The sequence below is a fragment of the Paenibacillus faecalis genome (assembly GCF_900289175.1).
Taxonomy (GTDB): Bacteria; Bacillota; Bacilli; order Paenibacillales; family Paenibacillaceae; genus Paenibacillus_AQ; species Paenibacillus_AQ faecalis.
This window is the reverse complement of the sequence record NZ_LT985747.1, coordinates 2,753,673-2,777,835: the sequence shown is the minus strand read 5'-3', so window position 1 is coordinate 2,777,835 and position 24,163 is coordinate 2,753,673. Positions and strand designations below refer to the sequence as shown.

At 45.6% G+C, this 24,163-nt stretch carries 27 protein-coding genes; 24 read left to right on the top strand and 3 right to left on the bottom strand.

All coding sequences use genetic code 11. The features are described from left to right. Positions 1-65: 65 nt before the first annotated feature. The 5 genes from metG to C8268_RS13215 all read left to right on the top strand — a co-directional run bounded on the left by metG (position 66) and on the right by C8268_RS13215 (position 5,566). On the top strand, positions 66-2,042 hold the full coding sequence (gene metG / locus C8268_RS13235; protein ID WP_106768107.1) for a methionine--tRNA ligase: 1,977 nt from the start codon (positions 66-68) through the stop codon (positions 2,040-2,042). A 200-nt stretch (positions 2,043-2,242) separates the two neighbouring features. Then, a complete protein-coding gene (locus tag C8268_RS13230; protein ID WP_199794848.1) occupies positions 2,243-3,181 on the top strand; it encodes a metal ABC transporter substrate-binding protein in 939 nt (312 codons plus the stop codon). 62 nt (positions 3,182-3,243) lie between these two features. Continuing rightward, complete coding sequence (locus C8268_RS13225; RefSeq protein WP_106768106.1) at positions 3,244-3,993, top strand: metal ABC transporter ATP-binding protein; 750 nt, start codon at positions 3,244-3,246, stop codon at positions 3,991-3,993. A gap of 37 nt (positions 3,994-4,030) precedes the next feature. Beyond that, positions 4,031-4,837, top strand: coding sequence for a metal ABC transporter permease (locus C8268_RS13220; protein ID WP_106768105.1), 807 nt, complete (start codon positions 4,031-4,033; stop codon positions 4,835-4,837). Positions 4,838-4,852: 15 nt separating this feature from the next. Further along, a complete protein-coding gene (locus C8268_RS13215) occupies positions 4,853-5,566 on the top strand; it encodes a cytochrome c biogenesis CcdA family protein (RefSeq protein WP_106768104.1) in 714 nt (237 codons plus the stop codon). Here C8268_RS13215 and splB read toward each other — a convergent pair. Continuing rightward, positions 5,563-6,630, bottom strand: coding sequence for a spore photoproduct lyase (splB, locus tag C8268_RS13210; protein ID WP_106768103.1), 1,068 nt, complete (start codon positions 6,628-6,630; stop codon positions 5,563-5,565). The genes C8268_RS13215 and splB overlap by 4 nt on opposite strands. Before the next feature lie 183 nt (positions 6,631-6,813). Between splB and mntR the strand changes: the two genes are divergently transcribed. The 3 genes from mntR (at position 6,814) to C8268_RS13195 (ending at position 10,010) form a co-directional block, all read left to right on the top strand. Beyond that, the gene (gene mntR, locus C8268_RS13205) at positions 6,814-7,239 is read left to right on the top strand and encodes a transcriptional regulator MntR (RefSeq protein WP_106768102.1); all 426 of its coding nucleotides are present in this window, start codon (positions 6,814-6,816) and stop codon (positions 7,237-7,239) included. Between the two features lie 185 nt (positions 7,240-7,424). Continuing rightward, a complete protein-coding gene (locus tag C8268_RS13200; RefSeq protein WP_106768101.1) occupies positions 7,425-9,002 on the top strand; it encodes a family 10 glycosylhydrolase in 1,578 nt (525 codons plus the stop codon). 75 nt (positions 9,003-9,077) lie between these two features. Beyond that, positions 9,078-10,010 carry a patatin-like phospholipase family protein gene (locus tag C8268_RS13195; protein WP_106768100.1) on the top strand — a complete coding sequence of 311 codons (933 nt, stop codon included), beginning with the start codon at positions 9,078-9,080 and terminating at the stop codon, positions 10,008-10,010. Positions 10,011-10,099: 89 nt separating this feature from the next. Here C8268_RS13195 and C8268_RS13190 read toward each other — a convergent pair whose 3' ends face one another. Next, positions 10,100-10,435 carry a hypothetical protein gene (locus C8268_RS13190; protein ID WP_106768099.1) on the bottom strand — a complete coding sequence of 112 codons (336 nt, stop codon included), beginning with the start codon at positions 10,433-10,435 and terminating at the stop codon, positions 10,100-10,102. A 7-nt stretch (positions 10,436-10,442) separates the two neighbouring features. Beyond that, positions 10,443-11,435 (bottom strand): DUF1385 domain-containing protein, encoded by a 993-nt coding sequence (locus tag C8268_RS13185; RefSeq protein ID WP_106768098.1) that lies wholly within the window; start codon positions 11,433-11,435, stop codon positions 10,443-10,445. Between the two features lie 170 nt (positions 11,436-11,605). Between C8268_RS13185 and C8268_RS13180 the strand changes: the two genes are divergently transcribed. From C8268_RS13180 to accC, 16 genes are all read left to right on the top strand, one after another. Further along, a complete protein-coding gene (locus C8268_RS13180) occupies positions 11,606-12,103 on the top strand; it encodes a YqhR family membrane protein (RefSeq protein WP_106768097.1) in 498 nt (165 codons plus the stop codon). A 79-nt stretch (positions 12,104-12,182) separates the two neighbouring features. Next, positions 12,183-12,629, top strand: coding sequence for a type II 3-dehydroquinate dehydratase (aroQ, locus tag C8268_RS13175; RefSeq protein ID WP_106768096.1), 447 nt, complete (start codon positions 12,183-12,185; stop codon positions 12,627-12,629). A gap of 73 nt (positions 12,630-12,702) precedes the next feature. Beyond that, positions 12,703-13,773 (top strand): M24 family metallopeptidase, encoded by a 1,071-nt coding sequence (locus tag C8268_RS13170; protein ID WP_106768095.1) that lies wholly within the window; start codon positions 12,703-12,705, stop codon positions 13,771-13,773. Positions 13,774-13,825: 52 nt separating this feature from the next. Next, positions 13,826-14,383 carry an elongation factor P gene (gene efp / locus C8268_RS13165; protein WP_106768094.1) on the top strand — a complete coding sequence of 186 codons (558 nt, stop codon included), beginning with the start codon at positions 13,826-13,828 and terminating at the stop codon, positions 14,381-14,383. Positions 14,384-14,620: 237 nt separating this feature from the next. After that, the gene (locus tag C8268_RS13160; RefSeq protein ID WP_106769945.1) at positions 14,621-15,874 is read left to right on the top strand and encodes an aspartate kinase; all 1,254 of its coding nucleotides are present in this window, start codon (positions 14,621-14,623) and stop codon (positions 15,872-15,874) included. Positions 15,875-16,032: 158 nt separating this feature from the next. After that, positions 16,033-16,299, top strand: coding sequence for a YqhV family protein (locus C8268_RS13155; protein ID WP_106768093.1), 267 nt, complete (start codon positions 16,033-16,035; stop codon positions 16,297-16,299). An 85-nt stretch (positions 16,300-16,384) separates the two neighbouring features. Continuing rightward, entirely contained in the window at positions 16,385-17,383 is a 999-nt protein-coding gene (spoIIIAA, locus tag C8268_RS13150; protein ID WP_106768092.1) for a stage III sporulation protein AA, read from the top strand. After that, positions 17,376-17,894, top strand: a complete 519-nt coding sequence (gene spoIIIAB, locus C8268_RS13145; RefSeq protein ID WP_106769944.1) for a stage III sporulation protein SpoIIIAB — start codon at positions 17,376-17,378, stop codon at positions 17,892-17,894. The genes spoIIIAA and spoIIIAB overlap by 8 nt, the downstream gene beginning before the upstream one ends. 14 nt (positions 17,895-17,908) lie before the next feature. After that, positions 17,909-18,112, top strand: a complete 204-nt coding sequence (gene spoIIIAC / locus C8268_RS13140; protein WP_046680216.1) for a stage III sporulation protein AC — start codon at positions 17,909-17,911, stop codon at positions 18,110-18,112. Between the two features lie 8 nt (positions 18,113-18,120). After that, positions 18,121-18,510, top strand: a complete 390-nt coding sequence (spoIIIAD, locus tag C8268_RS13135; protein WP_106768091.1) for a stage III sporulation protein AD — start codon at positions 18,121-18,123, stop codon at positions 18,508-18,510. A 15-nt stretch (positions 18,511-18,525) separates the two neighbouring features. After that, positions 18,526-19,722 carry a stage III sporulation protein AE gene (gene spoIIIAE / locus C8268_RS13130; protein WP_106768090.1) on the top strand — a complete coding sequence of 399 codons (1,197 nt, stop codon included), beginning with the start codon at positions 18,526-18,528 and terminating at the stop codon, positions 19,720-19,722. Positions 19,723-19,744: 22 nt separating this feature from the next. Next, complete coding sequence (spoIIIAF, locus tag C8268_RS13125) at positions 19,745-20,461, top strand: stage III sporulation protein AF (RefSeq protein ID WP_106768089.1); 717 nt, start codon at positions 19,745-19,747, stop codon at positions 20,459-20,461. Between the two features lie 14 nt (positions 20,462-20,475). Then, entirely contained in the window at positions 20,476-21,117 is a 642-nt protein-coding gene (gene spoIIIAG, locus C8268_RS13120) for a stage III sporulation protein AG (protein ID WP_199794846.1), read from the top strand. Between the two features lie 58 nt (positions 21,118-21,175). Beyond that, positions 21,176-21,979 carry a SpoIIIAH-like family protein gene (locus C8268_RS13115; protein ID WP_106768088.1) on the top strand — a complete coding sequence of 268 codons (804 nt, stop codon included), beginning with the start codon at positions 21,176-21,178 and terminating at the stop codon, positions 21,977-21,979. Positions 21,980-22,148: 169 nt separating this feature from the next. Continuing rightward, complete coding sequence (gene accB / locus C8268_RS13110; protein WP_106768087.1) at positions 22,149-22,649, top strand: acetyl-CoA carboxylase biotin carboxyl carrier protein; 501 nt, start codon at positions 22,149-22,151, stop codon at positions 22,647-22,649. Positions 22,650-22,702: 53 nt separating this feature from the next. Beyond that, entirely contained in the window at positions 22,703-24,046 is a 1,344-nt protein-coding gene (gene accC / locus C8268_RS13105) for an acetyl-CoA carboxylase biotin carboxylase subunit (RefSeq protein WP_106768086.1), read from the top strand. The last annotated feature ends 117 nt before the right edge of the window (positions 24,047-24,163 follow it).

Here is a 24,163-nt window from a genome sequence, read left to right as displayed (position 1 = left end):
AGAACAACTCTCGTCCCATAAGGGGCGAGGGTTTTTTTGTATTTTAAAAAAGGATGGGATGAACTATGGCAGAAAAGAAGACGTTTTACATTACGACCCCAATCTATTATCCGAGCGATAAGCTTCATATTGGTCATGCTTATACGACTGTAGCAGGCGATGCTCTTGCACGCTATAAACGGCTCCAAGGATATGACGTTCGTTATTTGACCGGTACCGATGAGCACGGTCAGAAGATTGAGCGTAAAGCGGCGGAGGCAGGCAAGACACCTCAACAGTTTGTGGATGACATTGTGGCGGGAATCAAGGATTTATGGAAGAAGCTCGACATTTCGAACGAGGATTTTATCCGGACGACGGAAGAGCGTCACACCCCTGTTGTTCAAGATGTTTTTGAGCGTTTGCTTGAGCAGGGTGATATTTATAAAGGCGATTACGAGGGATGGTACTGTACACCTTGTGAATCTTTTTTCCTGGAGCGTCAGCTTGTAAACGGAAATTGCCCGGACTGCGGCAGACCGGTAGAACTGGTCAAGGAGGAAAGCTACTTCCTCCGGATGAGCAAATACGTAGACCGCCTCATTCAGTACTATGAAGAAAACCCTGATTTCATTCAGCCGATTTCTCGTAAGAATGAAATGATTAACAACTTTATCAAACCGGGACTTGAGGATCTGGCCGTTTCACGTACTACTTATGAGTGGGGAGTTAAGGTGAAAAGCGATCCGAAGCATGTCATTTATGTATGGATCGATGCGCTTTTGAACTATATTACCGCGCTTGGATATGGGACGGAGGACAGCTCTCTGTATGACAAATATTGGCCGGCTGATGTGCATCTAATGAGTAAAGAGATCGTCCGTTTCCATACGATTTATTGGCCGATTATTCTGATGGCGCTGGATTTACCGTTGCCGAAAAAAGTGTTTGCCCACGGCTGGCTCTTGATGAAAGACGGCAAAATGTCGAAGTCCAAAGGGAATGTTGTAGACCCGGTTACGATGATCGATCGGTACGGGCTCGATGCGCTTCGTTACTACTTGCTGCGCGAGGTTCCATTTGGTGCGGACGGTACTTTTACTCCTGAGAGCTTTGTAGAGCGCGTGAACTCTGATTTGGCCAACGACCTCGGTAACTTGTTGAATCGTACCGTGGCGATGGTTTACAAATATTTTGACGGTGAAGTGCCTGCTTTTAAAGCTGGGGTAACTTCCTTTGACGCTGCGATCGAAGAAGCGGCAAAAGAAGTTTATGATAAGGTCGAGGAAGCTATGGAAAAGTTGGAATTATCCGTAGCGCTGACAGCAATTGGCCAGTTTGTGAGCCGCAGCAATAAGTATATCGATGAAACACAGCCTTGGGTATTGGCTAAGGATGATAGCAAGCGTAAGGAGCTTGCCTCAGTTATGAGTCATTTGGTGGAGTCTTTGCGAGTGATTTCAATTCTGTTGCAGCCGTTTCTTACTCGTACACCGCGCAAAATCTGGGAACAACTCGGAATTCAAGAAGGCGAGCTGACTGCTTGGGAAAGCGGACGAACGCTTGGAATGATTCCGGCGGGAACGAAGCTTGTAAAAGGGGAACCGATCTTCCCGCGTCTGGATGTCGAGCAGGAAGTTGCTTACATTGTAGAAGCGATGACTGGAGGGGCCAAAGCTTGCGAAGAGCCGGCAAAATCTCAACAGACCGCAGAGCCGGATGAGGTGCTTGAGCACAAAGAAGAGATCGGCATTGAAGACTTTTCTAAGGTGGAGCTGCGTGTTGCCCAGGTCATTTCGGCTGAGCCGGTAAAAAAGGCAGACAAGTTGCTTAAACTTCAACTTGATCTCGGTTATGAGCAGCGCCAGGTCGTATCCGGTATTGCGAAATTTTACAAGCCGGAAGAACTTGTTGGCCGCAAAGTCATCTGTGTCGTTAACCTGAAGCCGGTCAAGTTAAGAGGGGAGCTGTCACAGGGAATGGTTTTAGCGGCTTCGAAAGGAAACACTCTCACGCTGGCAACGGTACCGGATCATATGCCAAACGGAGCCGTGGTTAAATAAAATAAAAATTTATGGATGATCGTTAAAAAAGGTCGAGTTAGGGGATGCTTTTTCCACCCAATACTCGGCCTTTAGTTTTCTTTACTGCAAACCTTTTAATAGTAATTTTTACGATTAGGTTGACAGAATCTTTTAAATACTCTTATAATCTTAATAGTAATTTTTACGATTTAACATAGGATCGGGAGTGTACAAAAAAGATGAAACATAGGACAGCTACATGCTATGTTATTGTGATGCTGGTATTTTTATTCGTTCTTGTTGGCTGCGGGAGCAAATCAGAAGGGATCGTTGAAGGCAAAATCAATGTCGTTACGACGATTTATCCGATTTATGAATTTACGAAAGAGATCGGTGGGGATGAAGTTAATGTCATCAGCCTGCTTTCTGCCGGTGTAGAACCGCATGATTGGACTCCGAAGAGTCAAGATATCGTGAACACGTCGAAGGCGCAGTTGTTTTTGTATAACGGTGCTGGCCTAGAAAGCTGGGTTCCAGGCTTTTTAAAAGGGCTTGATCAGGATTCTCAGGTAAAGCCTGTGGAAGTTAGCAAGGGCATTCAGCTGATTGCTTCTGATGGCGATGATGGTCATCATCATGGAGATGGAGAAAATCATCATGTAGATCCGCATACGTGGGTCAGTCCGAAGTCGGCTTTAATTATGGCTAAGAACATTCGAGACAGCCTTGTAGAGATTGATCCGAATCATGCTGAAGGATATGAGCAGCGGTATGCTGGACTGAAGCAAAAGCTAGAGAAGCTGGACGAGACGTTTACGGAACAATTGTCTGGTCTGCCTAAACATGAAATTGTTGTGTCACATCAGGCGTTTGGCTATTTGACGAGAGACTACAATCTTGAACAGCACGCTATTATGGGGTTATCTCCAGATGCTGAACCGAGAGCTCAAGATCTGGTGAAACTAAAAAAATTAATTGAAGAAAAAGGAATTCGATATATTTTCTTTGAAGAGTTGGTTTCAGACAAGCTTGCGAAAACATTGGCCTCGGAAACCGGCGCAGAAACGCTCGTACTTAATCCTATAGAAGGGTTAACGAAGCAGCAGCAGGAAAATGGAGACAATTACTTTACCTTGATGGAGAAAAATTTGCAAAATTTAATCAAAGCTTTACAATAAAAGGGATGTACAAAACATACTGTAGTGCTAGACAAAATAAGATATGGAAAGGCGGCCAAGGTATGATGCTGGCAGCTCAGGATTGCCATCAAACGATTGTACAATTGAAAGATATATCATTTTCTTATCGGGAACAGCAGGTGATTAAAAACCTTGATTTTGCCGTCAAAGAACGTGACTTTGTTGGTATCGTAGGTTCTAACGGAGCGGGTAAAACGACTTTGCTACGAATGATCGTTGGGCTTTTGCCTGCCGCAGAAGGCAGTGTTGAGCTGTTCGGGCAACCGATACGTAAATTCCGGGATTGGGAGCGTATAGGGTATGTTCCGCAGAAGAACGCTTTTAATCCTTTGTTTCCTGCTACCGTTCGCGAGGTTATTATGTCGGGATTATATAACAGAAAAAATATGTTTCGCCGGATTGGACGAAAGCAGCAGCAAAAATGCGATGACGCGCTTGAAGTGATGCGGATTCAGGACATTGCTGACAAACGTATAGGCCAATTGTCCGGGGGTCAACAGCAGCGCGTATTTCTTGCCAGAGCGCTCATTAATCGTCCGGATCTTCTTATTTTGGATGAGCCCACTATCGGTATAGATGCTGAAACCCAGGCGAACTTTTTTGAATTGATTACGCATATGCACGCCCATCATAACATGACCTTTTTAATGGTTACGCACGATTTGGACATGGTCAAGGATTATTTAGGGGATTCACCTGTTCAGCGCAACGGTAAAATACAGTTTTTCGTTCGACATTCCCATGAAATCGAGAACTGTAAAGAGCAGGATTTACAGCATACACTTATCTAAATCTATTTATGTAAAGCACAAGAAGGAGACGTTAGTATTGCTTGACATCATACAAAGTGATTTTTTTCAGCGGGCGCTTCTAGGCGGCGTCTTGATTGGGCTAACAGCACCGCTTATCGGTATCTTTCTGGTGCTGAGAAGATTGTCCATGATTGGAGATACATTGTCCCATGTTACAATCGCGGGAGTGGCACTTGGCTTTTTGATCGAGGTATATCCGCTGGCTGTAGGACTCGTTTTTGCTGTTGTGGCTTCATTTGCAATCGAGAAACTCAGAAAGGCTTACAAAAGCTATGCGGAGTTGTCCATTGCTATTATCATGTCCGGAGGAATTGCGCTAGCCTCCCTCTTTTTCACACTGGGAATGGGGTATAATACCGATGTAATGAGCTATTTATTCGGCAGCATATATACACTCGATGCGATGGATCTTTTCATGGTTGGCGGGGTTACACTCATTGTGGTTGTAGTCGTAGGCTTGTTATTTAAGGAATTATTTCTGTTAAGCTTTGAAGAAGATGCTGCGAGCGTCAGCGGTCTTCCTGTCAGTTTGATGAATATGGTCATTACGATACTCACGGCACTGGTTGTAAGTACAGCGATTAAAATTGTAGGGGCACTGCTTGTATCTGCGCTTCTGACGATTCCGGTTGCGATCAGTCTTCTAGTTGCGAAAAGCTTTCGTACTTCCATTATATTGTCAGTCATTATATCGGAAATTGCGGTCATTGCGGGTCTTATATTAGCTGGAGTATTCAATTTGGCACCAGGGGCGACGATTGTTCTGCTTTTGATCGCACTACTTGCTTGTACCCTGGTCGGTAAAAAGGGGTTCGCAACCTGAAGGGGATGAAAATGAATGGATGATATTAGTATTTGGATAGCGTTCGCGGCAGGGTTTGCTTCGTTCATATCACCATGCTGCCTGCCTCTATACCCGTCCTATTTGTCAATTATTACGGGGATGTCCGTGAATGATCTGAAAACGGAACAGAACCGCAAGGAAGTTCGCAGGCGTACGATGACGCATACGTTAGCGTTCATTCTTGGGTTCTCCGCTGTTTATTATACACTCGGCTGGGGAGCTGGGAAATTCGGTGAAATTTTTGTAGAGTATCAGGACCTGATTCGGCAGCTTTCCGCACTTCTTATTATATTGATGGGTCTTATGCTGTTAGGCATTTTTCAACCGAAGTTTTTAATGAAGGATCGTAAGTTTGAATTTAAATCAAAGCCGACTGGTTACATAGGAACCTTTCTGTTTGGAATCGGTTTTGCCGCAGGGTGGTCTCCCTGCGTTGGGCCGATCTTGATGGCTATTATCGCGATGGCTGCAACAGACCCAAGTACATGGTTTCCGCTTATTACTTCATATTCGCTCGGTTTTGCTGTACCGTTTTTCATTCTTGCTTTTTTTATCGGATCGACAAAGTGGATTCTCAAATATTCTGGAATCTTGATGAAAGTCGGCGGTGTGTTGATGATTTTGATGGGGATTTTGCTGTTTACAAACCAGATGTTCAAAATAACGATTTGGCTGCAATCCATCACACCTGAATGGTTAAAATTTTAAGTAAAATAATCGATGTTCGCTTTAGGAAAATACTCGAAAATCCGCTCTGTAATAAATTCACGCAGGGCGGTTTGCTGTTCATTGGGATAAACGTATTTGAATTTGCCGTATTTTCCCCACTTTTGCTTTCGCTTTTCGATATCCATCTCCAGCTTGGTCTTTGGGTAGCGCTTCTCTATTATATTCTTGGCGGTTTTGGTAAAACGGTGCTGGATCATCTCAAATGTTAAACCGTCCGTTACATCTGATGGAAGTGTCTTGGCCAGACGTTCTAGAAGCTCGCCATAGCCCTTTTCCCAGCCGTCATACCAGATGATAGGAGCGATGATAAAACCGAGAGGATAGCCGGCTTGAGCGACTTTAGCAGCTGCTTCGATCCTTTCTTCGAACCTTGAGGTTGCAGGCTCGAATTGCTTAATAACATAGTCTGAGTTAATGCTGAAGCGAATGCGGGTATGGTTATTATGTTTTAAGTGAAGCAGAGGTTCGACATGATGAAATTTAGTTACAAATCTCAAGCGACCAAACTCCTCATTGGCCATAAACTGAATTAGTTCGGCAAGCGAACCTGTTATATGCTCAAGTCCAACGGGATCGGATGTACATGCTGCTTCAAAGGTTGTAATTTCAGGCGCTCTTTCTTCAATATATTCTTTGGCTTTACTTAGGATTTGTTCCGTATTTACATAAACTCGAACGTAGGGCTTTGCGCCCAAGGTCGTTTGCAAATAACAATAATGGCAATGTCCCATGCAGCCTGTTGAGATGGGAATAGCATAATCGGCGGATGGCTTCGACTGATCAAAGTCGAGAGTCTTTCGAACACCAACAACTAGCGTTTTTTTGGCAATTCGATATTTTTCTTGCTCGGTTTCACCGGGTAAATTCGTAATTCGGTTATGCGAAGTGGTCATTCGGTGCTCAATCCCTTTGGCAACAACATAGTCCATAATTTGCTTGCCTTTCGAAAATTCCAGTGCTTTGGGTTCAAAATAAACGAGGTTTGGGGTAAACGGGCGTGTGCTTTTTATAGTACGTTTGGGAGATGCTGTTTGTTCGGTCATGGCTTTCGCTTTCCTTTCGCTAAGGAGTACGTTTATTGTGCTCAGGTTCAGGTCGTTTCAACCTTGCCAATAATGAGTAGAGCACGGAGCAGGACTTGCCAAGAGCTCTCTGAAACATGTATCATTACATGTGCAGGTAAAAGGAAACTGAAGACACGTATTATTTAGAAAAGAGGGAAAGAGATGCCGACACCCAGCATGGAGGATTATTTGGAGCGCATCTACAAGCTTATTGATGAGAAAGGATATGCGCGCGTTTCGGATATTGCCGAAGGCTTGGAGGTTCACCCCTCATCCGTCACGAAAATGATTCAAAAGCTTGATAAGGATGAATATTTAATTTACGAAAAATATCGTGGTCTTGTACTCACGAGCAAAGGTAAGAAGATGGGGAAACGGCTAATGGCCCGACATCAGCTGCTTGAGGAGTTCCTCGGTATGATCGGTGTTCAGGAAGAGAACATTTACAGGGATGTTGAAGGGATCGAGCATCATCTAAGCTGGGATTCTATCACATGTATTGAAACGCTGGTTGAATTTTTTAAACGTGATGAAAGCCGTCTACAGGAGCTGCGTGACATCCACAACGAACTCGCCAGCGATTCGTAATAGGGCATCTGTCGCTGGTGACAGATGCTTTTTTTTTGGAATATAAGAAAGCATACACTTCATATTGTATACTAGTTTATATTTCTCAAAGAAATGCCGTCGCTATATGAAACAGGACAAAGCAAGTTTTTTCTTTTTTGATTTTGTTTTACCTGCAAATCTATCATTGCTGGAGGATTTATGGTATGAAATTTCGAAAATGGTTGTTGGTGCTGCTCTTGTCGTTATTATGTCTTCCGTCTATGGTTCCTGCTGCGCAGGCTAAAAGTTCAGGCATCAGCATCCTTTTGGATGGACAAAGGCTGCACAGCGATGTTTCTCCATACATATTGCCCAGGGTGAACGTCACCATGGTTCCGACCCGCGTGATTAGCGAAGGATTAGGCGCTAAGCTGTCCTGGGATCAGAAATCTAAAACAGTAACGGTGAGTAAAGGCGGCGTGGAGCTTGCTATGACTTCAGGACATACCTCTGCTCTTGTGAACGGTTCAACCGTTCCGCTCTCTGCTTCCGTTCAGATTAAAAATAACAGAGTGATGGTGCCGCTCCGTTTCATAAGTGAGCATTTGGGATTGACTGTGAAGTGGAATCAAGCGGCTCAGCAAATTTCATTAACCAGCACTCAAGTGATTTCACCGGTATATCCGGAAATGCCCGTACCGGGTGAGAAAGAAATACGCGGGGCTTGGATATCTACCGTTTACAATTTGGACTGGCCTACAACAAAAAATAATATGGCAAAGCAGCAGAGTGAATTTATAGCGCTTTTGGATACGCTCCAGGACGCAGGAATCAATGCGGTGTTCGTTCAGGTCCGGCCGGAAGGTGACGCGCTTTATCCATCCGAGCTTGTTCCCTGGTCGAAAGTGTTGACAGGCAAGCAGGGAACAGATCCCGGCTATGATCCTTTAGCATTTATGGTAGAAGAAACCCATCGCAGGGGAATGGAATTCCATGCCTGGTTTAACCCATTCAGAGCGAACTCAAGCACGTCAACAGCTGAACTGGCTCCTAACCATGTCGCATTGACTCATCCTGAATGGATGATCAAAGTAAACAATCAGCTGATGATTAATCCGGGCATACCGGAAGCACGTCAGCACATCATTGATACCATTATGGAAGTGGTTAACGGATATGATATTGACGGTATTCATTTGGATGATTACTTCTATCCTTCCAACACGACAATAAATGATACTGCAACATACAAAGCCTACAATGACGGGACCTACAAAAACATCCAAGACTGGCGCCGCGGCAACATTAATACATTTGTAGAGGCTCTTGGAAACAGTATCGACCGGGCCAAGCCTTCTGTAGATTTTGGTATCAGCCCATTCGGGGTATGGCGGAATAAAGCAGCTGATCCGACAGGTTCAGATACGAAAGCAGGTGTAACTGCCTATGACAGTATGTACGCAGATACACGTACCTGGATTCATGAAGGCTGGATAGATTATATCGCTCCGCAAATTTATTGGAGCATGAATTTTGCAGCTGCTGATTATGACAAGCTGGTCGATTGGTGGGTAAGTGAAGTGGAAGGTACAGATGTGGATCTTCTGATCGGCCATGCCGCGTATAAAGTTGGCGATCCGAATCAGGAGAAAAGCTGGCAAACGGCTTCGGAAATCATTAACCAGCTGAAATATAATGAACAATACAGTGAAATTGACGGAAGCATCTTTTTTAGAGCAGACCATCTTATAAGCAACCCATTAGGACTACTTGATCAATTGAAATTATATTATCAATCATAATGTGCAAGTCTTAGGAATGAAAAATCCCTCGCTCACATAAATAGTCAATAGACTATATGAGCGGGGGATTTGCTTATGCATATCAATGCCGTTTTTGAAGGCGGTGGGGTTAGAGGAATATCTTTGGCGGGAGCTGTTAAAGCGGCCGAACTTTCCGGAATCGAGTTCAGTAGGGTGGCAGGTACATCTTCCGGCTCTATTGTTGCAGCTCTTTTGGCGGCAGGTTATACAGCTGATGAAATGAAAGTCATTATCGAAGCTACATCGTTTCAATCCCTATTGAAACGAGCCTCTATTTTTAACACCAAAGTCATAGGTCCTGCACTTAGAGTACTTATCAAAAAAGGCTTGTATTCGGGTGAGGCGTTGGAAAACTGGATAAGGCGAATATTGCTGGACAAAGGAATATTTACGTTTTCCGATATTCCCGCTGGCAAGCTGTACATTGTAGCGTCGGATATTACTAACGGCAAACTTCTGGTGCTTCCGGATGATTTGCGGCATTACGGGATTAACCCGTCAACCTTTCCGGTAGCGAAGGCTGTTAGGATGAGCTGCAGCATCCCTTATTTTTTTGATCCAGTTATTCTAAGACTAATTGGAGCCCCTGCAAGGGGGAAGTCTTTCAGTGAGCAGTTTGTCTATGTTGTTGACGGCGGTTTGCTGAGCAACTTTCCGCTATGGTTATTTGATCGTCATTCCAAAGGAGGGCCGGAACCCCTTCCGGTCGTCGGCTTTCAAATGGTCGGCAAAAACCGATATGAACCTCATCGGATCAATGGCCCTTTCACCATGCTGACAGCTATGTTTGAGACGATGCTATCCGCTCATGATGAGCGTTATATCGAGCAACGTAATCGGGATCGCACCATTAAAATTCCAACGCTTGGCATCGGCACCACCCATTTCAATCTTTCAACAGAAGAGAGCATGAAGCTGTATGAATCGGGCTTGAAGGCGGGAACAGAATTTTTCTCTTCATGGCGGCCCAAGTACAAAAAAATTTGAGTTGACAGCGTTTAAAAAACACCGTCATCTATCCCTTCTCACTTAAAAACCGTCCGGTTTAGCGTGTTTACGCTGCCGGACGGTTTCTTCTAATGATATTTAGGCATGTCATCTGGCGGATCATTCTTTCCTTTCTGACCATCAATGACCTGAAAAGGATAGTTTTTTCGTTTCGATGAAGGGCTGCCTCTGCGTGTTGCGTTCTTTCTGCCGGCTAATTTGGCCGCTGTCTTCTTGGAAGGCTTGATTGTTGGCCCCCGATGCTTGTTAAAACGAGCAGGCGGGAACTTATAGAGCAGGTACACAATTCCTACAACAGCTAAGGGAATGAAAACCCATGGTGAGAACAGATTTAACACCAATCCGAATGCGGCGAGTGCAATCATTATCCAAAATACAATCAGCTGGATACTCAGCCTTTTCATGGATTACTCATCCTTTCGCGGGATCTAAAACACTTCCTGTCAACGGCTGCTGAACGGTTACTTTCTCATATTGGGCATCCAGCTCACGCATCCGGTTAAAGGAGGCTATGGATACTTCAACTTGATCGTCTGTCGGTTCTTTCGTTGTCAACAGTTGGAGCCAAAGTCCGGGGTATCCAAGATAACGGAGGACCGGAACGTCTCTTAAAGAATTTGTGAGCTTCAGAAATTCAAAGGATACCCCCAGTACAACGGGGAGTAAAACAATCCGCTGAATGACACGCTCTGTCATGGTATCCCAAGGAACTACAGAATAAACAACAACGCCGAGCACGATCGTCAGCATCATAAAGCTGCTGCCGCAGCGATAGTGAAGCCGGGAGTGCTTTTGAACATTCTCAACAGTTAAATCATCTCCAGACTCAAAGGCAGTTATCACTTTATGTTCGGCGCCATGGTACTGGAACAGCCGCTTGATAACAGGAGTCAATGTGATAGCCCAGAGATAGGCGAGTAACAGTATAAGTTTAATGACACCTTCCACCAGATTATGAAGGATATAATGATCAAATGAGTCACCAAACAAAAAATCTTCTACAAATACAGGTACAAGCGTAAACAACAGTTTACCAAAAATAAAGGAGAGCACGCTGACGGCAGCAACGCCGATGATCATGCTTAAACTCCAGCCTGAATCTTCTTTCTCCTTTTGTTGTTGACGTTCTTCCGGCTCAACAGTGTCATCAGCATAAGCATCGGCTGAAAAATTGAGATGTTTCGAGCCTTTGATGCTTGAATCTATAAGACTGACGATGCCGCGAAGCAAAGGAACTTTACGGAGCTTGATAATCCAGGACTTGTCTTCACGTGGCACCTCTAAATACTCAATTTCATTGTTTTTTCTCCGAACAGCTGTAACATTTACATGCTTGCCGCCGAACATAACGCCTTCGATAACGGCTTGACCACCATAGCTAACCGGAGTTGACTTTTGGGACAAACATTTCACCTTCCTGTCTGATATCAAAAACTTTAACACTATTGTAACGAATTTTTGAAGTAATTTCTAGTTGGATTAGCTGTCCGTGAACAGAGCATAATAAATATGTAAAAAATGAAGTTTCAGGCTTACAGAGGAGATGTTACTGTTGAAAGGAGCTTTTGCCTAAAATGAATAAGCCGCACAACATCTTAGAGCGGGATCGTACCAATCGTTTTGTCTTTGCGCTGGAGCTTGGCTTTTATGCAGGTTTTATATGGGGGGCTGTTCGCTGGTTATTTTACAGCTTTCACTTTAGTTCTGTCGTTCCAGGATTTTTGCTCGAGCCGTTTTTCAAACATTCTTTTTTGAAAAGCGCAGCTGGTCAGGTGGCTGGATGGCTTTCATTTATTGCCCTCTCTATTATCGCATCACTCATTTATGTGTATCTTCTTCGGAAAGCGAAAGGGCCTTGGCCTGGCATCGTTTATGGTGTTGTATGGTGGGTTGTGCTGTTCATTGTACTTGAACCGATTCTCCACCTGGCTTTGCCGATTAAACGCCTAACGTGGGATACGAACATATCCGAGATTTGCCTATTTTTACTATGGGGACTGTTTATAGGATATACAATCGCACAAGAGTTTACAGACGAAAGGCACCGCGAGCCGCAGAAGGTTGGTAACTGAACCAAAAAACCTTCTCAAGAAGATGCAGCCTATGGTAAAATAGCATTTGGCTATTTGACGCGAAAAGGTGGGAAACCCTTTGAAATCCGTATGGGTGATTAACGGTCCGAACTTGAACCTGCTGGGAGTTCGTGAACCCGGAGTCTATGGTTCGCAAGGCCTTCAGAATATTGAGGATGCTTTACGCAAGCAGGCGGAGTCCGCCGGAATTGAAATCACCTTCTTTCAATCGAATCATGAAGGTGCAATTATCGATCGGATTCACGAGGCGATGGGGCAGGCTGACGGGATTTTGTTGAATCCGGGAGCGCTGACACATTACAGCTATGCGGTTCGTGATGCAATCAGCTCTGTGAACATACCTACTGTGGAAGTGCATTTATCGAACATTCACGCCAGAGAGTCTTTCCGCCATATTTCGGTTATTGCTCCGGTATGCGTAGGACAGATTTCTGGTTTTGGAGCCAACAGCTATGCGCTTGGCTTCATGGCATTGATGAACGTCCTGGAACGCCCTCATTCGTAAAACGAAGGAGCGGTCTTGAACAGGGATGGCTTGGGGTGTTTTTGTTTTTTCTTAGGAGAGGAGACGAAAAGTAATGGCTAACAAACGGGTTGAACGGTTGCGTGAGAGGCTGCATGATTTAGGTTTGTCAGCAATGCTGGTTGCAAGTCCAATCAACCGGCGCTATTTAACTGGCTTTACCGGTTCAGCGGGGTATGTGCTTATTACCAGCGAACAATCTTTTTTACTGACAGATTTTCGTTACATGACGCAGGCTCCTGAGCAGGCTACTGGCTTTCAAGTTGTAGAGCATGGAGCCAATGTGATGGATACTGTGAAAGAACTGCTTGCTAACGAAGGGATTGCATCGCTCGGCTTTGAACAGGAGCATGTTACATACGCAGCTTTTTCCACTTATACTAAAAAGTTAGAGCCTGTTCATCTGGTGCCGGTATCTGGTCTTGTAGAGCAGCTGCGCATCATAAAGGACGATGAGGAAATAAAGGTGATGCAACGTGCTGCAGATCTTGCAGATGCAACCTTTAGCCACATTTTAAGTATTGTGGAGACAGGAAAGACCGAGCGGGAAATCGATCTTCAGATGGAAATGTTTATGCGTAGCCATGGCGCGACCTCTTCATCGTTCGATACGATTGTTGCTTCTGGTCCGCGATCAGCTTTGCCTCATGGCGTTGCCAGCGATCGTGTCATTGAAGGCAATGAATTCATCACGTTTGATTTCGGAGCGCTTCTGGATGGATATTGTTCCGATCTGACGAGAACGATCGCATTAGGATCACCAGACCCTAAACTGAAAGAGATTTATAACATCGTTCTGGAAGCTCAGCTTCACACACTGGATCATATTAAGCCAGGTATGACAGGACGGGAGGCAGATGCTTTGGCCCGTGACGTAATAACTAAATACGGTTATGGCGAATATTTTGGTCACAGTACGGGTCATGGACTTGGGATGGAGGTTCATGAATCTCCGCGTCTGTCCAAATTGAGCGATGATGTGTTAGAGCCGGGAATGGTTGTAACGGTAGAGCCGGGAATTTATTTGCCGGGTCTGGGCGGTGTTCGCATTGAGGATGATATTGTGATCACCGAAACGGGTATTCATATCTTGACAAGCTCAAGTAAAGAATACACCGTGCTATAAAGAGAACATAACGATTTTTAAATGAATGTAACTTACTTTAGGAGGGAATCACATGATTTCAGTCAACGATTTTAAAACAGGATTAACGGTAGAAGTAGATAATGAAATCTTTACCGTTTTGGATTTCCAACACGTTAAACCAGGGAAAGGAGCAGCTTTTGTTCGCTCCAAGCTGAAAAATCTTCGAAATGGAAATATCGTTGAGAAAACGTTCCGTGCAGGTGAGACGGTTTCCCGAGCTCTGATTGAGAACCGCGGTGTGCAATATTTGTATGCAAGCGGCCAGGAACATGTGTTTATGGACAATGAAACATATGATCAGTTCAGCTTGACCAGCGAGCAGCTGGAATGGGAACTGAAATTTCTTAAAGAGAACATGAACGTTCATATCATCAGTTACCAAGGTGAAATTTTGGGTATTAACCTGCCGAACAGCGTTGAGCTGCAGGTTGTTGAAACCGAACCGGGTATTAAAGGTAACACGGCTACAGGTGCTACGAAAAATGCCAAATTGGAAACTGGACTGAATGTACAAGTCCCTCTCTTTATTAACGAAGGAGATATGCTGCTTATCGATACTCGTGAAGGAAAATATCAATCACGCGCCTAATTGAATCAGTATGTGACTTTGGCGATTGAGGCTGTCCTGACAGTTGAGTTTTTCACTGTTGGGACAGCCTTTTAAACATATTAGGAAAGATAAGAACATAGGTTTACAAAAAAAATGTCGGATTTTCTGAAATCTTCACTGAAAATTGTTGACGTAACCAAGCACTTTCGTATTATACTGATTTAAAGCGAGAAACCAACAGATACATATTGAAGAGAGTGGGGAGTGAAGGTAGCGTTGTCACTGTATGTAATGAAATTCGGAGGTAGTTCTGTCGGGGATACGGAACGGATGCAGCGCGTCGCCCGAAGAATCGTAGAGAAGCAAGATGAAGGTCATCAGTGTGTCGTTGTCGTCTCGGCAATGGGAGATACGACAGATGAACTGATTGACCAGTCCAAATTGTTAAATCCTAATCCTCCTGCACGTGAGATGGATATGCTAATGACGACAGGGGAGCAAATATCAATGTCCCTGTTGTCGATGGCCATTCACAGTCTGGGACGTGAGGCGGTATCCTATACGGGATGGCAGGCCGGTTTTCAAACCGATCCGGTGCATGGGAAAGCTAGAATAGCAAATATTGCGCCAGATCGGGTTAAGGAAGCTTTGAAGAATGGGAAGATTGTTATTGTGGCAGGCTTTCAGGGCATGTCGGAAGATGGAGAGATCACGACACTTGGACGTGGGGGTTCAGATACAACCGCCGTCGCACTTGCTGCGGCTATTCAAGCAGATGTATGTGAGATTTATACTGACGTTGACGGTATTTATTCCACCGATCCTCGTGTTGTAAAATGTGCACGCAAGCTAAATGAAATTTCCTATGATGAAATGCTGGAGCTCGCAAATCTGGGAGCTGCTGTACTGCACCCGCGCGCTGTAGAGTATGCGAAGCATAACCGGGTTCAGCTTGTTGTCAGATCCAGCTTTAATTATAACGAGGGAACGGTTGTTAAGGAGGAAGCTAGCATGGAGCAAGGAGTAGTGGTCAGCGGTATCGCATATGATAAAAACGTTGCGAGAATCAGTGTTTTGGGAGTAGGCGATTTTCCGGGCGTTCTGGCGAAGATGTTCGGAGAACTTGCCAAGCAGGGAATCGACGTTGATATTATCGTACAAAGTGGCGTGTTGAACGGAACAGCCGATTTCTCCTTTACGGTAGCTCTCGGGGATCGCGAACGTGCCCTTTCGGTTATCGAAGGAATTCGGGATGATCTCCCGTATCGTGAAGTTACATTTGAAGATCATTTGGTCAAAGTGTCCATTGTGGGAGCGGGTATGGTCAGTCATCCCGGTGTTGCGGCCAAAATGTTTGACGTGATTTCCCAAGAAGGCATCAGCATCAAGATGGTCAGCACATCTGAAATCAAGGTGTCATGTGTCATTGACGGCTCCAATCTGCACAACGTCATTCGTGCTCTTCACACGGCTTACGGTCTGGATACGGAGGAGCAAGCATCGGTTGGCGGTCCTCAGGAGCGCAGATAAACAGCATAAACTAGCATTATTTAGTCCCGGTCTTTCATAGGTCGGGATTTTTGCTGTTTCTTTCTTTTTCTATCGAATGTGAAAAAAGTAGAGATAAATCAAGAGAACAGAGCATACTTTTATCACATAACATCATCACGCTAAAAGGAGGTTTCAACATGTTGGACAAGTTTGTTGCCGGTATGGCATCCTTGCGGATATTCTCCGGCAGTCTGGAGATTATAGCGGCGCTCATTATGCTTCGATTAAACCAGGTTGATAAGGCGCTCGCAGTCAATTCGGCATTGGCCCTTACCGGACCGCTTATTCTAATCTTGACGACCACCATCGGTCTTGTTGGTATGGCCGACAGATTGTCCTGGGACAAGATCGGATGGATTTCGTGCGGCGTGGCTCTTCTTTTATTCGGGATATTAAAAAAATGATAGATTCGCTGCATAAATACGGAGTACAAGCATACACATGATGTAAGAAGTGCTTCAAGAAAAGGACTACTTGGGGGAAGGCAAAATGTCAATAAATTGGTTAGAACTGTTTCCCGAGAACGTAAAGCAGCTTCTGCTAAGACTGCCTAAAAACATGATGGAAGGCTTGGAAGAAGTCCGAATTCGGGAAGGCCGTCCATTGGAAATTAACATGGGTGGCAAGTTCCACTTCGTAAGTCGAAGCGGCGATCTTGTTATGAGATCCGAAAAAGCGTACAAGCCGACCCGGGAGGACGGACACAGACTTTTGGATCTGATAAGCAACCATTCCCTGTACACGATGGAAGAAGAGCTCAGAAAAGGATTTATTACCATCCCCGGTGGTCATCGAATTGGTCTTACCGGGCGAACGGTGCTTAGCGGTGGAAAAGTTGAACATATCCGGGATATTAGCGGATTTAACGTCCGAATCGCCAAAGAAATAAAGGGAGCCGCTGATGAAATCTTACCTTACTTGCTGGACACCAAGAAAAAGAAAGTGCTGCACACGCTCATTCTATCTCCTCCGCAACATGGAAAAACGACGCTAATTCGGGATATTGCAAGACAGATCAGTTCCGGCACTTGGGGGAAATCGAATATTCGCTGGCCCGGTATGAAAGTAGGCATTGTGGACGAACGTTCTGAAATCGCTGGTTGTCAGCGCGGTGTGCCGGGGTTTGATGTCGGTCCGAGAACAGACGTAATGGACGCTTGTCCAAAGGCTGAGGGGATGATGATGCTGCTTCGCTCCATGTCACCGGACGTATTGATTGTGGACGAGATCGGGCGGCCTGAAGATGCGGAGGCGCTCACCGAGGCACTCCACGCCGGGGTTAGTGTCATTGCTACGGCGCATGGATCATCGGTTCAGGATATGAGAGGCCGGCCTGCACTGGCTGGACTTGTCAATCACCGAATGTTTGAGATGTACGTTATGTTAGCACGTAACGGTGATACAAGATCGTTCCGAATTCAGGACGGTGGACAGCGGACGCTCCAGACTGCGGGAGGTAGCTGTCAGGGCGGTGATGACATTGCTTAAAATGCTTGGGGCGGTCATCATACTGGTGGCCGGAACGTTAGCCGGTTTTTATCAAGCTCAGCAGTTTGCAGCCAGACCGAGACAAATCCGTGAACTGATCTTGGCCCTGCAGCGTCTTGAGACGGAGATCAGCTATGGTTTTACCCCGCTCCCAGAAGCTCTTCACCGGATCGGCAGCGGTCTGCGTGAGCCGCTGAAATCACTGTTTACGGCCGGGGCGCAGTACATGAGTCCGCAGTATGGTTTATCTGCTGAAGACAGCATACGAAAAGCATTGAACACGTATTGGAAACGAACCAGCATGAAATCCGCCGAAAGAGAAGCGTTGGAGCAGCTAAGCAGTGTGCTTGGCACCAGCGACAGGCAGGACCAGATGAAGCATATTGCACTTGCCGCAAGCCAGCTCAAACATGAGGAAGCAGCGGCTAGAGAGGACCAGGCCAAGTATGAAAAAATGAGCAAAAGCTTGGGACTGCTTGTTGGAGCATTGGTCGTCATTTTGATCTTTTAGCGAGGTGCCAGGGAATGAACATTGAAGTGAATGCCATTTTCCAAATTGCCGGAATCGGCATTATCATAGCCATGATTCATACCGTGCTGAAACAGATGGGAAAAGAGGATATGGCTCACTGGGTTACGCTCATCGGGTTTGTTGTTGTCCTGTTCATGGTCGTCCGGCTGCTGGATGATCTGCTTCAGGAAATTAAAACGATATTTCTCTTCCAGTAGGTGGGGCTATGGAAATCATACAGGTGGTGGGACTCGGCTTAATAGCCACTATACTCATTCTTGTCATCAAGGAACAGAAGCCGATCTTTGCCTTTTTGTTAGCCGTTACCGCCAGTGTCATGATTTTTCTCTTCCTTATCGGCAAAATTGGAGTTGTCATTCGGATGCTGGAAGATCTCGCTGAGAGCTCAGGGGTTCAAGTAATCTATCTGAAAACAGTTCTGAAAATTATTGGAATAGCTTATATAGCCGAAATGGGTGCACAGGTCGTAAGGGATGCTGGTCAAGAATCGATTGCTTCCAAAATAGAAATGGCAGGAAAAGTGCTTATTCTTGTGCTCGCCGTGCCGATCATCAGCATCATCATCGAGACGGTTCTGAAGCTCCTCCCGGCGTAAGAAAGCAGGGGTATTATGGAACAACGCAGACATCATCATATGAAGTCCCTGATTCGCCTGCTGCTGCTTCTGCTCCTATTGTTCATCGGTACGTATTCGTCAGTAAGTGCCGATTCGCCTGCTGATCAATGGGTGGAGCAGCAAACGAAAGAGCTTCCCACTGATCAGGTTGAGGAGTATTGGGACCAACTGATGAAGGATTACGGCGGTTTTTTTCCGGAAAGTCAGACCCCGTCTTTTATGGATATGCTGTTGCCCGGAGGCGAGGGATTAAGTATGAAGGGTGTATTTTCTGGAATCATCAGCTTTATGTGGCATGAAGTGCTGTACAATGGCAAGCTGCTGGCTACCATCGTCATGCTGAGCATTTTAAGTATGATCCTGGAAAATCTGCAAACCGCTTTTGAAAAAAGTACGATTTCCCGGGTTGCATATACGATCTGTTATATGGTTGTCCTTGTTATTGCCGTCAACAGTTTCAATGTTGCAATCGGTTATGCCAAGGAGGCAATCGATCGAATGATTGAATTTATGATGGCGATGCTGCCGCTTTTGTTTGCACTGCTTGCTTCGATGGGGAACATCGTTACTGTTTCGATAGCGCACCCCCTTGTTATTTTCATGGTACATACCGTTGGAACGCTAATTAGCACGGTTGTTTTTCCACTATTGTTCTTCTCTGCCATATTGTATCTGGTCAGTTCTCTATCCGATAAGTACAAGCTGACCCAGCTCGGCAACCTGCTTCGGGGAATTGGAATGGGGGTTCTTGGAGTTCTGTTGACCGTATTCCTCGGGGTGATTTCGGTGCAGGGAATTACAAGCTCTGTTACTGACGGTGTAGCGGTCCGTACCGCCAAGTATGTGACCGGAAACTTTGTGCCGGTGGTCGGAAAAATGTTTGCAGATGCTACCGACACCGTGATCTCGGCTTCGCTTCTTGTGAAAAATTCAATTGGACTTGCGGGCGTTATCATTATTTTGTTTCTTTGTGCATTTCCAGCGATCAAAATTTTGGTCCTGGCGCTTATATATAACATCGCTGCCGCTGTAATGCAGCCGCTTGGGGATACTCCGATTGCCACCTGCCTGCAGACGATCGGCAAAACGATGCTGTATGTGTTTGCTGCTTTGGCAGCGGTTAGCATCATGTTTTTTCTGGCAATTACGATCATTCTCACAACCGCTAACATCACGGTCATGATGAGGTAGGGCGAGGAAAGGGGAGAGGCGGATGGAATGGCTGAGCGGCTGGCTGAAAAGCGTAATTATGGTCGTCATGTTTGCCGCCTTCATCGATCTGATTCTGCCCAGCAAGACGATGCAGCGGTATGTCAGGCTGGTGCTGAGCATGTTGATTATGCTGGCATTGCTTTCCCCGATCATCAGCCTTCTGACAGAATCACCGGAAAAACAGCTGGCCCTTGAACTGGAACAAATCGAGAGCAGCAAGGATATCCCAAAGGAGGCGGAGCTCGAGCATATTTTGGCACAGGCTGAACAATTGAAGAACGTTCAACAGCAGCAAAGTCTGCAGTGGGCGGGAGAAGAGATAGCACGGCAAATGAAGGATCAAATTATGACCGAGACCGGGGAAGCGGTTGAGGAAGTCGAGGTGGTTCTAACAGCTTCAAGGGAAGGTTCTGCAAATAGTGCGGTTATCACCTCGGTCGAAGTTCGTTTAAAGGGAGCGGATCACGGTGAAGCTGAGGAGAAGATTGCGGAAGAAGAACCAGGGGGTGTAGAGCCGGTGGATGCAGTTCGAATCGATGTAAAGCTGGACTATAACGGTTCTGATCAACATAAAACGAGGGACGAAGCTCTAGAGGTTGACGCCGAAATGGAGGCTAGAACAGCTTCTGTAAGGGAGCTCTTACAGAAACGCTGGGATTTGAAGACCGACCAGATATCCATATATTCAAGCGAAAGTGAAGCGGAGTCCAAATTGTAACGGAGGTGAGCCTGTTGGGGAGATGGTTGAAAAAGGTGGAGCAATGGCTAGGTGGGGGCCTTGAAGGAACCAAAAAAATGCAAACCTTTCGTTGGCTGATCATACTTGGACTGGTCGGAGTCGCCATCATGCTTTTCAACTCTTTTGTACATGTGAAAAAGCTTGATAATGAGAACATCGGCAGGGAACCGCCGCCGGATCAGGCGGCAGCAACCTCTGTTCATCCTCCAACTGGAAGTGGAAGCAGTGAATTTGGAAGCATCGAGAAAGAGTTTGAGGACAGGACGAAAGAGATTCTTGAGCAGGTTGTTGGCGTTGGCTCTGTAGATGTAATGGTAACCGTAGAATCGACAGAAGAAATTATCGTACAGCGGAATGTTAAGGACACCCAGGAGCTTACAGAAGAAGATGATGGCAATGGCGGCAAAAGACATGTAACAAGTTATACCCGTGACGGTCAAATCGTCACCTACGATTCTTCCGGTGATCAGACCCCCATCGTGACGAAAAAAGTAAAGCCTCAAGTTCGAGGTGTACTCGTCGTTGCAAAAGGTGCGGAAAATGAAACCGTGCGAAATTTGATTGTGGATGCCGTTCAAAGAGGACTTAATGTACCGAGCTACAAAATATCGGTTGTTCCCCGAAAGCAGGAATAGAAAAAAGTAGCGAGCCGATCGTTATTCAAGCAGTTATCCAAAGGAGGAAATATTGTAAATGAATAACAAACGACAAACAATCTGGTTAGTTTCCATGCTGAGTCTTATGGTCATTCTTTCAGCCTACTATCTATTTACGGAGGAATCCGGTCCATCAGCTCCTCCGGTAGCTGAGAGCACACAAGTTAACAATGAAAATACGCCAGAAGGTACACCTGAAAAAATAGATGAACTCGTACTGAACGAAAATACTCCCGAAGGCAGCGTAGATGACTCGGGAGCTAGCGAAGAAACCGGTATAGACGCCAGCGAAAGCAATAGTGAAGCGGATAAACAAGGTGAAGCTGCCGATAACAAGGAACAGGATAAAGCACCGGATGCTAAAGTGGAGGAGTCCACTACAGAAGAAGGAAAAGAGAATGAGGCTAAATCTGAGGAATCGGCAAAAGCGAAGGATACTGCCAAAACCGAGGAAGAGGTGCTTGAGGAGGTTGCAGCTCAGGCCAATTCAGCAGCCAGTAAGCTGGAGTCTTATCAGCTTGAGCGTTCTAACAAAAATATGAAGCTGCACGAAGAGTTAATGGCGAAGCTCGGCAATCAGAGCAATTCGGCAGAAGAGACTGCAAAGCTTGCGGATCAATTGAATAAGTTGGAAGACAAAGAAACCATTATTCAGAGCATAGAGGAGGAGCTGCAGCAGCACTTCGAGAATGCGATTGTCAAAGAGGAGAAGGACCGATATAATGTTGTAGTTTTAAGTGATCAGCTGAATGCCAAACAGGCTGCAGGAATCGTTGACACGGTGATGAAGGAATTAAAAGTGGGTCAAGACAAAGTGAGCGTTCAATACGTTACTCCATAATTCGATGCATAATAACGCGAAAGTTGTCCCTTTAAATCGAAAAAAATGAAAGAGTCCGGGGATTCTCTTGGGCTCTTTCCATTTCTTTGGATTGTGATATAATACTCTAAGCTATTAACTGACTGTCCGAAATAGGGCTTCCAAGAAAGTGAAGGAGTGAGAGTCGAATATGTTTAAATTAAGCGAGATTAAGGAATTGATCAAGCTTGTGGATCAAACCTCTGTACAGGAGCTGGAAATCGAGAATGAAGGCGCGCGTTTATCCATCAAGAAGCCTGGTGTTGCCGAGGCTGTAAATCTTCAACCCGGACCTCAGGCATTTATACCTGCGCCTCAAGTGATGCATCAGCATATTCAGCCGACTGCAGCGGTAAGCCAGCCAGCCCCGGCAAGCGGAGAATCTTCCGCTCAGGATGCAGAGACCAGTGGGCTGCATACAATTACATCACCGATGGTAGGAACCTTTTACCGTGCTCCTTCCCCTGAAGCTCCGCCGTTTGTAAGCCCTGGTGATCAAGTGAACGAGAAAACAACGGTTTGTATTATCGAGGCTATGAAGCTTATGAATGAGCTTGAAGCCGAGATCAAAGGGGAAATTGTAAAAGTTATTGCTGAAAACGGGCAGCTGGTGGAATTCGGACAGCCTTTATTTCTGGTGAGACCGGAGTGAATTCCATACTCGCCGAAAATATAAGCTATTTGAGTCCGAAGGAGGTTACTTGCATGACATTTCAGAAAGTGCTGATCGCGAACCGAGGAGAAATCGCCGTTCGTATTATAAGGGCCTGCCATGAGCTGGGGATATCTACGGTGGCTGTTTATTCAGAGCCTGACCGTGATTCTCTGCATGTTCGTCTTGCCGATGAAGCTTATTGTATTGGTCCAACCCTTTCCAAAGACAGCTATTTGAACTTTACCAATATTATGAGCGTTGCTACGTTAGCTGAATGTGATGCAATTCACCCAGGATACGGATTTCTTGCAGAAAATCCTGATTTTGCCGAGATTTGTGAATCATGCAGTATTACTTTCATCGGACCATCTGCAGATGCAATTACCAAAATGGGAGACAAGGCCATTGCCAAGCAGACGATGAAAGACGCCGGGGTACCTGTCATACCGGGCTCAGACGGTCTTATTGAAGATCTGAATGACGCTGTTATGCTTGCGAGAGATATCGGTTACCCTATTATTATTAAAGCAACTGCTGGCGGCGGCGGTAAAGGAATCCGGATCGCTGAAGATGAGGAATCGCTGATCAAGCAGATTACGACAGCACAGCAGGAAGCACAGAAAGCTTTTGGTAACGCCGGTGTATATCTTGAGAAGTTTTTGACCGGAATGAAACATGTTGAAATTCAAGTTATTGCCGACAAATATGGCAATGCGGTTCACTTGGGAGAGCGCGATTGCTCTGTACAGCGTCGACGCCAAAAGCTGGTGGAAGAAGCGCCGTGTCCAATACTGACCGAAGATGTGCGTACACGTATGGGAGAAGCAGCGGTTCGTGCAGCCAAAGCGGTTAACTATTCAGGAGCTGGTACGCTTGAATTTTTACTTGGGCCGGATGGACAGTTTTATTTCATGGAGATGAATACACGAATCCAGGTTGAGCATCCGGTTACCGAAATGGTTACCGGAGTTGATTTGATCAAGGAAATGATATCTGTGGCCGAAGGTCTTCCGTTATCTTTTACACAGGAAGAGATTATGATCAACGGTTGGTCGATTGAATGTCGTATTAATGCGGAGAATCCGGACAAGGATTTCATGCCTGCGCCCGGAACGATCCAGTTCTACCTGCCACCGGGGGGACCCGGAGTTCGTGTTGACAGTGCAGCATATCCCGGCTATACGATCTCACCTTATTATGATTCCATGATTGCGAAGCTTATCGTTTGGGCGCCAACCCGTGAGGAAGCGATCGCTAAAATGAAGCGTGCCTTAACGGAATTTGAGATTGAAGGAATTCATACGACGATTCCGTTTCATCAGAAACTACTCAGTCATCCCGTCTTTTTGAAGGGAGACTTTGATATTAAATTTTTGGAAGAACATAAACTTTAATGTGTTTTATGTTGTTTGTCATCGGCATGGTCAGATGATATAGTATGTGTAATAAGATGCGCATGCCTTGATTTTAACCATGCATCCGCGAACTTATCTTGAAAGGTGTGTTGAGAC